The organism is Halothiobacillus neapolitanus c2 (genome assembly GCF_000024765.1).
GTDB lineage: Bacteria > Pseudomonadota > Gammaproteobacteria > Halothiobacillales > Halothiobacillaceae > Halothiobacillus > Halothiobacillus neapolitanus.
In genome coordinates, this window is the sequence record NC_013422.1 from 656,157 (window position 1) to 671,526 (window position 15,370).

A 15,370-nucleotide genomic window follows, 5' to 3' on the forward strand; every position below is an offset into this window, starting at 1 on the left:
ATCAAAATCTCACGTTTTGATTCCCACCCTCTGACGTTGCAGGATGGAATTATTCAGAGTCTTCCGTCTACGACGGAATTAAAAGCCGTGACCGAGTAATCCAAGGACACCAAGTACAATCAGATAGATTGCGACAATGTAGTTGAGAAGCTTAGGGAATATCAAAATGGCGATACCGGCTGCGAGTGAAATCAATGGCGCTAGCGTGATGTGAATGTTCAATTTTTGCTCCTAAATCGAGGGTGGTTCTAATTTCAAATTTGGTTCACTTTGGTGCGTGATGCATTTGGCTGTCTTATTGCAAAATCTTCACGGCACGACAAACCATCGTACGCGATTTTTGAACCTATCGATAAACATACTCATAAACAACAATATACAGACACACATTAACCATCTATTTTTGAAAAATCATTTGCCACTGCTGCGTTCCCAAGCGAGCCCGTCGTTTCCTTCAAGATGAGTATTTGAATTGGTATTGTTTAAACATGAAACTGCCTTCAAGCGTTGACCGTCAATTCATACAGCAAGCGCTAGATGAGGCAAATCTTGCCGCTGCGGACGGCGAGGTTCCGGTCGGGGCGGTGGTGGTTCGTCAAGGCAAGGTGATCGCCACGGGCCGAAATGCGCCGATCCGTCTGAATGATCCGTCGGCACATGCCGAGATATTGGCGTTGCGTGCCGCGGGGATGGCGCTGGCCAATTACCGGCTGGACGATTGCACCCTGTATGTGACACTGGAGCCGTGCCCCATGTGCATGGCGGCCATTAGTCATGCACGGATTGCGCGGGTTGTTTTTGCCGCACCCGATCCGCGTGCGGGCGCTTGCGGCGGGGCGATTGATCTGAATCGCGCGCCCTGGCATCACCATTCGGTTGTTGTCGATACCGGGCCTTGCGAGCAGGAAGCGGCCGAGTTATTAAGGCATTTTTTTCAGGAAAAACGTTGATAGATCATCCCCGACTCGGCCTTGCCGTCAGAAGTATTCCGTTCGGGGAATCTCGAAAAACCCGTCATTCCCGCGTAGGCGGGAATCCAGCGCCTTGATTTTTCTGGGTTCCCGCCTGCGCGGGAACGACGAATCATGGGTATTTCTAGGTGCCCTCGGTTTGCGTGTCATTGTCTCAATGTGTCGGTCAGTAGCCACTTCGCCTTGCGGGGCCGCCAACCAATACCATGCGTTTTTTTGTTGGGCTATGATGCTGCCTGTTCCAGCCACTCGAAGCCCGAATTCCCATGTTTGAACAAGCCTTTCGCAATATCGACAACGTGCTCTGGAAAGAAGCCGGTTGCACCACCGAGCTTGATTACACCGAGCAAACCTCATGGCTGTTGTTCCTGAAATATCTCGATAGCCTTGAACGAGACAAGGCAATTGAAGCCCAGCTTGAGGGCAAAACCTACACCCCGATATTGGATGAAGCCTACCGCTGGGATGCCTGGGCCGCACCGAAGGATGCCACCGGCGTGATTGACCCCAATGCCGCGATGACGGGTGATGACTTGCGCGATTTTGTGGATCGCAAACTGTTCCCCTATCTGCATGGCTTCAAGCAACGCGCCGCTGGGCCGAATACCCTCGAATACAAAATCGGCGAGATTTTCGGCGAAATCAAAAACAAGATTCACAGCGGCTACAACCTGCGCGAAATCATCGACCACATCGACGAACTGCGCTTCGGCTCGCAAATCGAAAAGCACGAACTCTCGCACCTGTACGAAGCCAAAATCAAAAACATGGGCAACGCCGGGCGCAACGGCGGCGAGTATTACACCCCGCGCCCGTTGATCCGTGCCATGGTGCGCGTGGTCGCCCCGCAAATCGGCGAGCGCATATACGATGGCGCCGTGGGCAGTGCGGGCTTTTTGTGTGAAGCCTTCGACTACCTCAAAAGCCAGCCGAACCGCACCACCGCCGACATCAAAACCCTGCAAGAGCGCACTTTTTACGGTAAAGAAAAGAAATCGCTGGCCTACGTGATTGCCATCATGAACATGATCCTGCATGGCATCGAAGCGCCGAATATCGTGCACACCAACACCCTGGCCGAAAACCTTGCCGACGTGCAGGACAAAGACCGCTTCGACATCATCCTCGCCAACCCGCCCTTCGGCGGCAAAGAGCGCAAGGAAGTACAACAAAACTTCCCCATCCGCACCGGCGAAACCGCCTTTTTGTTCCTGCAACACTTCATCAAGCTGCTCAAGGCCGGTGGCCGCGCGGCCGTGGTCATCAAAAATACCTTTTTAAGCAACACCGACAACGCCTCAGTTTCCTTGCGCAAACTGCTGCTCGAATCCTGCAACCTGCACACCGTACTCGATATGCCCGGCGGCACGTTTCTAGGCGCAGGCGTGAAAACCGTGGTGCTGTTCTTCGAGAAAGGCGCACCGACACGGCAGGTTTGGTACTACCAGCTCGACCCCGGCCGCAACATGGGCAAAACCAACCCACTCAACGATGCGGATTTAGCGGAGTTCATCGAACTACAAAAAACCTTCGCCGATTCACCCAAAAGCTGGCGCGTGGATGCCGCGACACTCGACACCACCACCTACGATCTTTCGGTAAAGAACCCGAATGGCCAAGAGGAAATCATCCACCGCAGCCCGCAGGAAATCATGGACGAGATCGCCGCGCTGGATATGGAGAGTACGGATGTGCTGGCGAAGATTCGGGCGTTGTTATGAAAGGGAAGGTCGTACCACTTAAGGATCTTTTTCAAATTGGATCTAGCAAGCGTGTTTTGAAGTCACAGTGGAAAGCAGAAGGAGTGCCTTTCTATCGCGGACGCGAGGTCACGCGATTAGCAATGGATGGCTTCGTAGACAACGAGCTGTTTATTTCTGAGGCTCATTATGCAGAGCTTGCAAATCAGTATGGAGCTCCGAGAACTGACGATATAGTCATCACAGCGATCGGAACTATTGGCAATTCGTACATCGTCCAGGATGGCGACAGGTTCTATTTCAAGGATGCCAGCATCCTTTGGATGAAGAGAATCAGCGATGTCAGTAGCAAGTTCGTCAATTTTTGGTTGAAATCCACCATGTTTCTCGATCAACTGGATCATGGGAATGGGGCAACCGTAGACACGCTGACGATTCAAAAACTCCAGAGCGTCCAGATATGGGTTCCCCCCATTGCCGAACAACACCGCATTGTCTCCATTCTCGACGAAGCCTTTGAAGGCATCGCCAAAGCCCGAGCCCATGCCGAACAGAACCGCCAGAACGCCCGCGCCTTGTTTGAAAGCCACCTGCAATCCGTGTTCACGCAGCGGGGTGAGGGGTGGGCGGAAAAGTCGCTTGAGGAAGTGGTAGATGCGCAATGCACACTTTCATATGGCATCGTTCAGCCGGGTCACGAATACGCTAAAGGAATGCCGATTGTTCGTCCTACGGACTTGACGGCAAAATTGATTACGCTTAACGGATTGAAACGTATCGACCCAAAGCTGGCCGATGGCTATCGCAGAACTACGCTGCGTGGCGGCGAACTTCTGCTCTGTGTTCGAGGAAGTACCGGAGTGTTGGCGGTCACATCCTCAGAACTTGCTGGCGCTAACGTAACGCGCGGCATAGTTCCGATCATGTTTGATCCATCGTTACTTAGCCAAGATTTTGGCTATTTCCTGATGACTTCAGAGGCAGTGCAGAGCCAAATCCGCATCAAAACTTATGGAACAGCGCTAATGCAAATAAACATTGGGGATTTGAGAAAAATTGCTGTCTCATTTCCTCCGCTAAAGGAACAGGAAAGGATGACGGCACAACTCGAAGAGTTGTCTGCCGAAACCCAACGCCTGGAATCAATCTACCAACAAAAACTCGCTGCCCTCGATGAACTGAAAAAATCCCTGCTGCATCAAGCCTTCTCCGGCTCACTTTAGGATGCCAATACGATGATTACCCTCGATACCCTTACACGCTGGCTCTCGGCGCCTACAGAGTCCGAACACCTTGAATTCAAGGAGGCCAAACTGCAATTCGACACCACAAAGTTACTGCGATACTGCGTAGCTTTAGCCAATGAAGGCGGCGGGCATCTGGTACTAGGTGTGTCCGACAGGCTGCCTAGGCGCGTAGTCGGTTCGCAGGCATTCGCGGTGACATCAAATCTCAACGATATCAAGGCGCGCATTGTCGACAAGCTGCACATTCGTGTGGATGCGGTGGAGCTGGCGCATCCCGAGGGTCGGGTGTTGGTGTTTGATATTCCCACGCGTCCTGTCGGTCAGCCTCTAGCTTTTGACGGGGCTTACCTGATGCGGGCGGGTGAGGATTTAGTGCCAATGACACCCGATCAACTGCGGCGCATTTTCGCAGAAGGCCAGCCCGATTGGTTCTCGCAACTGGCTAGACAAGATGCCAGCGCTGATGAAGTGATCGCTCTGCTCGATACCCAGGCCTATTTCGAGTTGTTACAGTTACCGTATCCGACAAACCGGGAGGGTGTGCTAGCTCGCTTGAGTGGTGAGGAGCTAATCACACAAACCGCGTCAGGCTGGAATATCTCCAATTTAGCAGCGATTCTGCTCGCCAAAAAACTGGATGCCTTTTCGCTAACTCTTGCCCGCAAGGCACCTCGCGTAGTGTTTTATGAAGGTACGGACAAAACCCAAACTCGAGAAGATAAACCGGGTAACAGAGGCTATGCGGTGGGGTTCGAGAACCTTGTCGATTTTGTCCATTCGGCAGCTCCGCAAAATCGCAGCATTGAACAGGTGGTGCGTGAGGAAGTGAAAATGTTCCCGAAACAGGCATTACGGGAGCTGATTGCTAATGCATTGGTGCATCAGGACTTTCATGCTTCAGGGGCCTCGGTCATGATCGAGATGTTTTCGGATCGAATTGAGATTTCCAACCCAGGTACCCCGCCGATCAAGGTTGAACGCTTTATCGATGAATATCGTTCACGTAATGAACATTTGGCAGATTTGATGCGGCGACTTGGCATCTGCGAGGAAAAAGGTAGTGGTGTCGACAAGGTTGTCAAAGCCGCTGAGGCATTCCAATTGCCTGCCCCCGATTTTCGCGTTGGGGAGTTGCGGACGACAGCAGTGCTTTTTGCGCATCAAGATTTTTCAGCCATGAGTAAATCGGATAGGCTTCGTGCGTGTTATCAGCACTGTTGCTTGATGTATGTGAGTAACCAACGCATGTCCAACCAGTCGCTGCGCGCTCGTTTTGGCGTTTCCGAATCAAAAGCAGCAACGGTGTCTCTTGTGATTGGCGCAGCCAAAGAAGCAGGCTTGATTAAAACGGATGAGTCCGACACGAGTTCAACGCGTTATGCTCGCTACTTACCCTTCTGGGCTTGAGTGCTTTAATACAAACCCATGGCCTGTGTTAATTTTTACTTTACTCCTTAATAAACAATGAATTGAGTGCTTTAATGCAAATCGTGCTTGCAGAATGGGTGTGGCAAAACAGATCGCCTAAGCCTGTGAGACAGTGCTCCCCAGAAAGCGAAAAGCCCCGATGTATCTCACCGAGGCATAAACGCCGACCGGGACCCCCCTGTCCACTTACGGGAAAGTGTAAAGTGTTCAAGCGATTGGCGAAACGGCTCAATGGGATTATGTTCATAACCGGGTTTTGATAATGGATGCTGCAACACGATGAACGAAGCCGAAACCCGCGCCGAACATATCGACCCTGCCTTGGCTGCTGCCGGATGGGGCGTGGTGGCCGGTTCACGCATTCGGCGAGAATACCCGATTACCTTGGGCCGCATTGAAGGCGCGGGTAAACGCGGCAAGGCGCTGACGGCCGATTATGTGCTGGAGTACCGCAATACCAAGTTGGCGGTGGTCGAGGCCAAGGCGTGGAATAAACCACTCACCGAGGGCGTGGGCCAAGCCAAGGATTATTCCGGCAAACTCGCCATCCGTTTTGCGTATGCCACGAACGGTCAGGGCATTTATGGCATCGATATGGAATCCGGCGTCGAAGCCGAGCTCGCAAATTATCCATCCCCGGATGAATTGTGGGCGCGCACCTTTGCCAGCCAGAATATTTGGCGTGATCGCTTCGCGGAGGTGCCGTTCGAGGATCGGGGCGGGTACTTTCAAAGTCGGTATTATCAAGACATTGCCATCGAGCGCGTGCTGGCGGCAATCGCCGATCATCAATCGCGCATTTTGCTCACCTTGGCGACCGGTACGGGCAAAACCTTTATTGCCTTTCAACTGGCGTGGAAGCTGTTTCATAGCCGCTGGAACTTGCGCGACTGGCAGCGTGAAGCCGAACCGAGCCGCCGCCCGCGTATTTTGTTTTTAGCCGACCGCAACATTCTCGCCAATCAGGCCTTCAATGCCTTTTCGGCGTTCCCGGAAGATGCGTTGGTACGGATTGATCCTGCCGATATTCGCAAGCAGGGAAGGGTGCCGAAAAACGGCAGTCTGTTTTTCACGATTTTCCAGACATTCATGAGTGGGCAGGATGCCGAAGGCCAGCCTGCACCGTACTTTGGCGATTACCCGCCGGATTTTTTCGATTGCATCATTATCGACGAGTGCCATCGCGGTGGCGCGAACGATGAAAGCAACTGGCGCGGCATTCTGGCGTATTTCGCGCCCGCCGTGCAGCTTGGCTTGACCGCCACGCCCAAGCGCAAAGACAACGTGGATACCTATCAATACTTCGGCGAGCCGGTGTTTGTGTATTCATTGAAGGACGGCATCAATGATGGTTTTTTGACTCCGTTCCGAGTGAAGCAAATCGCCACCACGCTCGATGAATATGTGTACACGCCCGATGACACGCTGGTGGAAGGCGAGATTGAAGCGGGCAAGCGCTACGAAGAAGCCGACTTCAACAAGATCATCGAGATCAAGGAACGTGAGCAAAAGCGTGTCGAGATTTTCATGGCGCAAATTGACCAGCGCGAGAAAACCATCGTGTTTTGTGCCACCCAAGAACATGCCCTGGCCGTGCGGGATTTGATCAACCAGATCAAGTCCAGCAGCAACCCCGATTACTGCCAACGGGTAACCGCCAATGATGGTGCGCGGGGTGAACACTATCTGCGCGATTTTCAGGACAACGAGAAAACTATCCCGACGATCCTGACCACATCGCAAAAGCTCTCGACCGGCGTGGACGCCCGCAACGTGCGCAATATCGTGCTGATGCGCCCCGTCAATTCGATGATCGAATTCAAACAGATTATCGGGCGCGGCACGCGGCTGTATGACGGCAAGGATTACTTCACCATCTATGATTTCGTGAAGGCGCACCATCACTTCAATGACCCCGAATGGGACGGCGAGCCGCTGGAACCAGAGCCAACCGACCCCCGCCCACCCCAACCGCCGAGTGAACCAACCCCGCCCGATGGCGTGCGTGAACCCAGTTCGTCTTATGAGCGCAAGCCCAAAGTGAAAGTGCAGCTTTCCGATGGCAAGGCCCGCACCATCCAGCACATGATGAGCACGAGCTTCTGGCACCCGGACGGTACACCGATGTCTGCCCAGCAGTTCATGGAATCGCTGTTTGGTCGCTTGCCGGAGTTTTTCAAGGACGAAGACGAATTACGGGCCCTGTGGAGTGACCCCGAAACCCGCAAACGCTTGCTCGAAGGGCTGGCCGAAAAAGGCTTCGGTACGGATCAACTGCGGGAAATGCAAAAGATCATCGATGCACAAAATAGTGATCTGTTCGATGTGTTGGCTTATGTGGCCTACGCCCAAACGCCGCTGAGCCGGGAAGATCGCGCGGATCGTGCCATGGCGCTCATCAGCAGCCACTTCAACAGCAAACAGCAAGTGTTTCTGGATTTCGTGCTTTCGCAGTACATCAGCGTGGGGGTGGAGGAGTTGGACAAAACCAAACTCGGCAGTTTGCTCCGCCTGAAATACCACGACTCCATCAACGATGCTATCGCCGACCTCGGCAAGCCCGATGAAATCGGCCAGATGTTTAGCGGGTTTCAGAAGTTTTTGTATCAGCCAGTGCAAGCGAAGGTTTAGGGATAATTGGGCTCTTTCGTTTGAGCTTCAGCCCATGCATAAGATGACAAGAACACCTTGAAAAACCGTCACAGGTTTACGCCAGCTTAATGCGAAGCAGACCCAAGCCCGCGTTCAGTAGGTTTTCGAGGTGCACCGTTGTCATTTGCAAGCGCCGCAACCCCGCAAATGAGCTCTTGGCTGCACGCCCAAACGGGGCTTGCGGGCAAATCCACAAGCCAGAGGCACCATCGAGTCATGCAGAAGTTCCATCAGGGCACCTCGAAATACCCGTGATTCGTCGTTCCCGCGAAAGCGGGAACCCAGAAAAATCAAGGCGCTGGATTCCCGCCTACGCGGGAATGACGGGTTTTTCGAGGTTCCATAAGTAATATGGTGTCCACGGAGGGATTTGAACCCCCGACCTGCCCCTTAGGAGGGGGCTGCTCTATCCAGCTGAGCTACGTAGACGGCGGTCGAATGCTACCACAGCACTAAGGGCGTATGAACAGTACACTAGTCCATTTCCGGTTCGACCCAGACCTCCGGTTCGTCGTATAGGAAGGAAACATGGACGATGATCGGGCGGCAGCACACGCTGCAGTCTTCAATGTATTCCTGCGTGCCGGCGCTGGCGTCCAGGAGAAGATCGATCGTTTCCCAGCAGTAGGGGCATTGAACGCTGACTTCGGGTTGAAGGTCCATGGGATGCTTCCGGTTCTTGTGGTGCCGCTCGGTCGTTTGATCGAGAACAGGCGAGTTGGTTAATCGAGTATGGACGAAAAAGCCCGCTCCGGAAAAGTACCTCGGGCGGGCTTGCTCGATCGGACGGTCGGGCACCGTTTTCTGTCGACGGTCAGTTCATGTATTTGATCATTTCATCGCCGAAGGCATCGCTGCCGATCTGGGTGGCATCGTCCATGAGACGGGCGAAGTCGCCGGTGACGCGTTTGTTGGCAATCGCGCCTTCGACCCCTTTAATGACGAGATCGGCGGCTTCGATCCAGCCCATGTGGCGCAGCATCATTTCGGCGGATAGAATCAGCGAGGCTGGATTGGCCAAGTTTTTCCCGGCGATGTCGGGTGCGGTGCCGTGGGTGGCTTCGAACATGGCGATGGAATCGGACATATTCGCGCCGGGCGCGATGCCGATGCCGCCAACCTGTGCTGCCAGCGCGTCGGAGATATAATCGCCGTTGAGGTTTAAGGTGGCGATCACGTCGTAGTCCTCCGGCTTGAGCAGAATTTGTTGCAGGAAGGCGTCGGCAATGCCGTCTTTGATGGTGATTTTACGGCCGGTTTTTGGATTGGTGCATTGGTACCAGCCGCCACCGATTTCGGCCGCGCCGAATTCTTTTTTCACCAAGTCGTAGCCCCATTGTTTGAAGCCACCTTCGGTGAACTTCATGATGTTGCCCTTGTGTACGAGCGTCAGCGAGCTGCGATCGTTGTCGATGACGTATTCCATCGCCTTGCGCACCAGCCGCTCGGTGCCTTCACGCGAGACGGGTTTGATGCCGATACCGGAGCTTTCGGGGAAGCGAATCTTGGTGACGCCCATTTCGTTCTGCAAAAAGTCGATGACTTTTTTGACTTCCGGCGTACCCGCCGCCCATTCGATGCCGGCGTAGATGTCCTCGGAGTTTTCGCGGAAGATGACCATTTCGGTCTTTTCCGGATGTTTGAGTGGGCTGGGCGTGCCGGTGAAGTAACGCACGGGACGCAGGCAAACGTATAGGTCAAGCTGTTGGCGCAGGGCGACGTTGAGGGAACGAATGCCGCCGCCGACGGGGGTGGTCAGCGGGCCTTTGATGGACACGACGTAATCGCGCACGGCAGCCATGGTTTCGGCTGGCAGGCCGCTCTTATCGTCGGCATAGACGGTGGTTGCCTTCTCGCCTGCATACACTTCCATCCATGCAATTTTCTTCGTATCGCCATAGGCCTTGGCGACGGCCGCATCGATCACCTTTTTCATGACGGGGGTGATGTCGACACCGATGCCGTCGCCTTCAATGAACGGAATGATGGGTGTATTCGGCACGGTGATCGATCCGTCCGGATGGGCGACGATGCGTTCGCCTTGAGGGATTTTGATGTGCTGGGACGCAGAGTTGGTCATATTAGTGTGTGCCTCTGATAAGGATAAGAACCGAGTAAAACTGAGCTTTTCATCAGTATATCTTGGTAAATGCTGATTTATTCCATCCTTGGAATAAATCAGCGCGCTCATCGCGGTACCCGCCCGCGATGGCGCTCACGAATCAAAGACTGACCGTCTTTGTTCGTGTTGGGGCGTCCTGCCCCAAACGGGAAGCACTGAATAAATCAGCGCTTCCCTTGAAGTTTTATTGAAACAGCCCGCTTTTTGTACCCGAATGAAATTTCACTCTTGAAATTCAAAACAGCACCCCCATGTTGAGCACTCGTTACTGGCGCGCATTGGTCTTGATCGACGGATGCGCAAATTTTTGACTTGAACTTGATACGGAGTGATCTCAATGAAAATTCGTCCCCTACATGACCGCGTCTTGATCAAGCGCGTGGAAGAAGAGCGCAAAACGGCGTTTGGTATCGTTCTGCCCGATTCCGCCGCTGAGAAGCCGAATCGTGGTGAAGTCGTTGCCGCAGGTCCCGGTAAGAGCAACGACAAAGGCGAAGTTCGTCCTATGGGCGTCAAGACAGGCGACCAAGTCCTGTTCAATCAATATGCCGGCACCAAGGTCAAGGTGGATGGCGAGGAACTGTTGATGATGGGCGAAGACGATCTGCTCGCTGTCATCGAAGGCTAATTTTCGCTTTATCGCAAACCTAATACCTAACTAAATAAGGAGCAATCTCACATGGCTGCTAAAGAAGTTCGTTTTTCCAGTTCTGCTCGCGACCGCATGTTGCGCGGCGTGAATGTATTGGCTGATGCCGTCAAGGTCACCTTGGGCCCAAAAGGCCGTAATGTGGTCATCGAGAAGAGTTTCGGTGCCCCGCACGTCACCAAAGATGGTGTCACCGTTGCGCGTGAGATCGAGCTCGAAGACAAATTCGAGAACATGGGCGCGCAGATGGTCAAAGAAGTGACCTCACAAACCGCTGATATCGCCGGTGATGGCACTACGACAGCGACTGTGCTGGCTGCCGCGATTGTGCGCGAAGGCGTTAAAGCCGTTGCTGCGGGCATGAATCCGATGGACTTGAAGCGCGGTATCGACAAAGCCGTTATTGCTGCGGTCGAAGAGTTGAAGAAACTGTCCCGTCCTTGCTCGGACAACAAAGAAATCGCCCAAGTAGCCACCATCTCTGCCAACGCTGATGAAAGCATCGGCAAGATCATTGCCGAAGCCATGGCCAAAGTGGGCAAAGACGGCGTGATCACCGTAGAAGAAGGCTCAGGTTTCGAGAACGAGCTGGACGTGGTTGAAGGGATGCAGTTCGATCGCGGTTACCTCTCTCCGTACTTCGTCAACAACCAGAAAACCATGTCTGCTGAACTCGAAGATCCGTTCATCCTGTTGCACGACAAGAAAATCACCAATATCCGTGAACTGCTGCCAGCACTTGAAGGCGCTGCCAAAGCGGGCAAGCCTTTGCTGATCGTTGCCGAAGACATCGAAGGCGAAGCGTTGGCGACTCTGGTCATCAACTCCATGCGCGGCATCGTTAAAGTGGCTGCGGTTAAGGCACCGGGCTTCGGCGATCGTCGTAAAGCCATGCTGCAAGATCTCGCGATTCTGACCGGTGGCCAGGTAATTTCCGATGAAGTCGGCCTGAACCTTGAGAAGATCACGCTGGATGACTTGGGCCGTGCCAAGCGCATCGTGGTCAGCAAAGAAAACACCACCATCATTGGCGGTGCGGGCGACAAGGCGGATATCGATGGTCGCGTAACCCAAATCCGTGCGCAAATGGAAACCACCACTTCCGATTACGACAAGGAAAAACTCCAAGAGCGTATCGCCAAGCTGGCTGGCGGCGTGGCTGTCATCAAAGTGGGTGCAGCGACTGAAGTTGAAATGAAAGAGAAGAAAGATCGCGTGGACGATGCACTGCACGCTACTCGTGCTGCGGTTGAAGAAGGCGTGGTTCCCGGTGGTGGGGTTGCCTTGATTCGTGCCCTCGAAGCCATTCGCGGCATGACCGGTGCCAACACCGATCAGAACACCGGTATCGCGATCGCTATGCGTGCGATGGAAGATCCACTGCGCCAGATCGTGTTCAACTGTGGTGAAGAACCTTCGGTTGTCGTAAACCAAGTTCGTTCGGGTTCAGGTAACTTCGGTTACGACGCGTCCAACGGTACGTTTGGTGACATGATCGAAATGGGTATTCTGGATCCCACCAAGGTTACCCGTTCCGCATTGCAGAACGCGGCATCCGTAGCCGGTCTGATGATCACCACTGAATGCATGATTGCCGAACTGCCGAAGGCTGACGCGCCAGCCGCACCAGGTGGCGACATGGGCGGTATGGGCGGCATGATGTAATGCCCCTGATCTCCGGATTGCCCGGAGATCGCCCGAAAAGACAAAACGCCCCGCACGCTAATAATGTGCGGGGCGTTTTTTATGCCAACTTCTTATCCATACGGCAAAACCGGATGTGACTTAGATCCACTTCATCAAGCCCAACTCGTAGGGATGGAGTTGAGCACTGTGATTAGGGACAATCCGGAATCTGAATTTTTGTAAACCGGCGAGCTGGATATTCAGGGTGAAACTGTATACCTGTGTCCCGTCTGAGGCGTCGTGTTCTGTAGTCGTTGCGGTAACGGTTGTACTGAAACGCTCAACGGTGGCCCAGTCTCCGCTTGGCGTATCCTGTCCGAACAGGCACTCGACTGCAATATCCTCTGGATTCAAACCATTGAGTGTGACGGCAACGTTCAGTGTGAGCGTGTCGCCGCTGTGAATTTGTGCCGGAACGTCAGAAATCAAAATGCCCGTCACGCCCGGCCATGCGGCAAGAACGCGGCGCTTGAAGTCTTCGAGAGAGAGCGCTTCGGCGCCGTTGTTTTGTCTCAAGCGACGCCCGTAGACTGATGCAGGCAGGTAATGCTGAGTCAGATAATCACAAACCATGCGGGCGGAGTTGAATTGCGGCAGGATCGTGCGGATGGCCATCTTGGCGTATTTAATCCATCCATTTGGCAGGCCGTTCTGGTCGCGTTGATAAAACAGCGGCTTGACGTCGCTTTCCAGCAGCGTCAGTAAATCGCTGGCTTCTTCCGTGTCGCAATAGTCGTGGTTGAAGCTGCGGTTGTACGGTTTGATGGACCAGCCATTGGCTATTTGACCTTGCTTTTGGTAACCCTCGCCCCACCAGCCATCGGCCACAGATAGATTCAATACGCCGTTCAAACCAGCTTTCTGGCCCGAGGTGCCCGATGCTTCAAGCGGGTATTCCGGATTGTTCAGCCATACATCGCAGCCGGTAACCAGCTTGCGTGCCAGTGCCATGTCGTAGCCTTCAAGCAGCAAAATACGCCCCTGGAATTCAGGTTCGTTGGCCATTTGCCAGATTTCCCGGATCAAGCCCTTGCCCGGTTCGTCGGCTGGATGGGCCTTGCCCGCGAAGACGAACACAATCGGACGATTTTCATCAGACAGCAGTTTCGCGAGTCGTTCACGGTCGCGGAAGATCAGATTCGCTCGTTTATAGGTGGCGAATCGACGCGCAAAACCGACGAGCAGAACATCGGACTCCGGACGATCCAGATAGCGCAAGGTGCGTTCTGTTCGGATGTCGCTCAGGCCGTCTTGCGAGAGTTGACGTGAGAGGCGCAGACGGATTTCCCGGATCAGTTCGGCCTTGAGCGCACAACGCACCGACCAGAATCGGTCTTCAGGGATGTCGTCGATAAAATTCCAGTAGCTTTTTTCACGTAAATTCCAGCGCCAATCCCGATGCAAACTGCTGAATAACTGTGAAAACTCCCGAGCCAGGAAGGTATCGACATGCACCCCGTTGGTGACGTGGGTGATCGGGTTTTCGTTGGCCGGTACCTCAGGCCAGAAATCACGGCTCATCTCCGCCGCAACCCGACCATGAATGGCGGAAACCCCGTTGTGTTGACGCGAGCCACGCAGCGCCAGCGCGGTCATGTTGAAACCGGAGCCTTCGGGTTCTCGCCCCAGAGCGAGAAACGATTCCTGATCGAGCTTGATTTGTGGCCAGAATGAACTGAAATATTCCGCCATCAACACGTCGGTAAATACATCGTGCCCTGCCGGTACGGGCGTATGCGTGGTGAACACCGTGGTTGAGGCAACCATTTCCAACGCAACGGTTTCGGTTTCACCCGATGACACATGTTCGCGCAGGCGCTCCAGAATCTGGAATGCAGCATGACCTTCATTAATATGCCAAGCCGTGGGGGCCAACCCGAGTGCGCGCAGTGCACGAACGCCGCCAATGCCCAGCACGATTTCCTGCTCGATACGTGTACGTCGATCACCGCCGTACAGCCGGTAGGTGATTTGTCGGTCATCAGTCGAGTTGCCGGGCAAGTCCGTATCCAGCAGGAACAAACGGATGCGCCCGATCATGGCAAGCCAGACCTTGACTTCGATAACACGGCCAGGAAAGTCCAGGCGGATGGTTACCGCGTTGCCTTTGGGGTCGGTGGCCGGTGCGATGGGCAACGTGGTGAAATCGATGTCCTGATAGGTGGCTATCTGGTTGCCTTGGGCATCGATGGTCTGCTTGAAATAACCCTGTCGGTACAACAAGCCAACTGCTACGAACGGGATGCCGATATCAGATGCGGCCTTACAGTGATCCCCCGCCAGAATCCCCAGCCCGCCGGAATAAATGGGGAGTGATTCATGAAAACCATACTCCGCACAAAAGTACGCGATCAAGTCATTCGGCTGGATGCGCTTTGCTATTGACTCAGGCATGGGCTGAGCAAGGTAGTCATCGAAATGTCGACACGCGTCGTCATAATCGGCCAGAAATACCGGATCAGTAATCGCGGCATCCATTTTTGCCTGAGATACCCTTTTCAGAAACAGTTTCGGATTGTCATCGGTCTGCTGCCAGCAAACCGGGTCGATCTGGCTGAATAGGTGCCGGATGGATCGCGTCCAGCTGTAATAAAGGTTATTGGCTAGATCATCCAGACGCTTGATACGTGCTGGCAGGCGAGGGGTAATTTCTAAGGCATAAATCTGAGCGGTCATGGACTTGCATACCCCTTGCTCGGTGATGGTTTCGAGAACAATGCCTTCGTATCAAGGTTGGCTAATACGGTTATACCGTTTTCATTTGAAGCTGTCATGTCCACGCGAACTATTTCTAGTCACTATGACTTCTGACCTGGATTGTGGATCGGGGCTCAAGTTTTTCATCCCGTTGCCGATAAGCAGTTTGCGGACGAATTGATGGCATGGGAAACCGGTAAATCAAGGGTCGAAAAAAT

At 53.7% G+C, this 15,370-nt stretch carries 12 protein-coding genes and 1 tRNA gene; 7 read left to right on the forward strand and 6 right to left on the reverse strand.

Annotated features, from left to right (window positions below; all coding sequences use genetic code 11):
* Positions 1–78: 78 nt before the first annotated feature.
* A complete protein-coding gene (locus HNEAP_RS12470; RefSeq protein WP_012823500.1) occupies positions 79–222 on the reverse strand; it encodes a DUF3096 domain-containing protein in 144 nt (47 codons plus the stop codon).
* Positions 223–488: 266 nt separating this feature from the next.
* On the opposite strand from HNEAP_RS12470, the gene tadA reads away from it, so the two are divergent.
* Positions 489–950 (forward strand): tRNA adenosine(34) deaminase TadA, encoded by a 462-nt coding sequence (tadA, locus tag HNEAP_RS03090; RefSeq protein ID WP_012823501.1) that lies wholly within the window; start codon positions 489–491, stop codon positions 948–950.
* Here tadA and HNEAP_RS12645 read toward each other — a convergent pair.
* Positions 935–1,087 carry a hypothetical protein gene (locus HNEAP_RS12645; RefSeq protein WP_155802513.1) on the reverse strand — a complete coding sequence of 51 codons (153 nt, stop codon included), beginning with the start codon at positions 1,085–1,087 and terminating at the stop codon, positions 935–937. The genes tadA and HNEAP_RS12645 overlap by 16 nt on opposite strands.
* Positions 1,088–1,237: 150 nt before the next feature.
* Here HNEAP_RS12645 and HNEAP_RS03095 point away from each other — a divergent pair, with 150 nt between their 5' ends.
* From HNEAP_RS03095 to hsdR, 4 genes are all read left to right on the forward strand, one after another.
* On the forward strand, positions 1,238–2,692 hold the full coding sequence (locus HNEAP_RS03095; protein WP_012823502.1) for a class I SAM-dependent DNA methyltransferase: 1,455 nt from the start codon (positions 1,238–1,240) through the stop codon (positions 2,690–2,692).
* Entirely contained in the window at positions 2,689–3,894 is a 1,206-nt protein-coding gene (locus HNEAP_RS12170) for a restriction endonuclease subunit S (RefSeq protein ID WP_012823503.1), read from the forward strand. Before HNEAP_RS03095 ends, HNEAP_RS12170 begins: the two co-directional genes overlap by 4 nt.
* A 12-nt stretch (positions 3,895–3,906) precedes the next feature.
* Complete coding sequence (locus HNEAP_RS03110) at positions 3,907–5,325, forward strand: ATP-binding protein (protein ID WP_012823504.1); 1,419 nt, start codon at positions 3,907–3,909, stop codon at positions 5,323–5,325.
* A gap of 300 nt (positions 5,326–5,625) precedes the next feature.
* Complete coding sequence (hsdR, locus tag HNEAP_RS03115) at positions 5,626–7,977, forward strand: EcoAI/FtnUII family type I restriction enzme subunit R (RefSeq protein ID WP_012823505.1); 2,352 nt, start codon at positions 5,626–5,628, stop codon at positions 7,975–7,977.
* Positions 7,978–8,350: 373 nt separating this feature from the next.
* Here hsdR and HNEAP_RS03120 read toward each other — a convergent pair.
* The 3 genes from HNEAP_RS03120 to icd form a co-directional block, all read right to left on the reverse strand.
* Positions 8,351–8,427: transfer RNA gene (locus HNEAP_RS03120), tRNA-Arg, on the reverse strand.
* A gap of 45 nt (positions 8,428–8,472) precedes the next feature.
* A complete protein-coding gene (locus HNEAP_RS12475; RefSeq protein ID WP_012823506.1) occupies positions 8,473–8,661 on the reverse strand; it encodes a CPXCG motif-containing cysteine-rich protein in 189 nt (62 codons plus the stop codon).
* 151 nt (positions 8,662–8,812) lie between these two features.
* Positions 8,813–10,078, reverse strand: a complete 1,266-nt coding sequence (gene icd, locus HNEAP_RS03130) for an NADP-dependent isocitrate dehydrogenase (RefSeq protein ID WP_012823507.1) — start codon at positions 10,076–10,078, stop codon at positions 8,813–8,815.
* 379 nt (positions 10,079–10,457) lie between these two features.
* On the opposite strand from icd, the gene HNEAP_RS03135 reads away from it, so the two are divergent.
* Complete coding sequence (locus HNEAP_RS03135) at positions 10,458–10,748, forward strand: co-chaperone GroES (protein WP_012823508.1); 291 nt, start codon at positions 10,458–10,460, stop codon at positions 10,746–10,748.
* A gap of 51 nt (positions 10,749–10,799) precedes the next feature.
* A complete protein-coding gene (gene groL, locus HNEAP_RS03140) occupies positions 10,800–12,434 on the forward strand; it encodes a chaperonin GroEL (RefSeq protein ID WP_012823509.1) in 1,635 nt (544 codons plus the stop codon).
* A 120-nt stretch (positions 12,435–12,554) separates the two neighbouring features.
* On the opposite strand, the gene glgP is transcribed toward groL, so the two are convergent.
* Positions 12,555–15,131 (reverse strand): alpha-glucan family phosphorylase, encoded by a 2,577-nt coding sequence (gene glgP / locus HNEAP_RS03145; protein ID WP_012823510.1) that lies wholly within the window; start codon positions 15,129–15,131, stop codon positions 12,555–12,557.
* Positions 15,132–15,370: the final 239 nt, after the last annotated feature.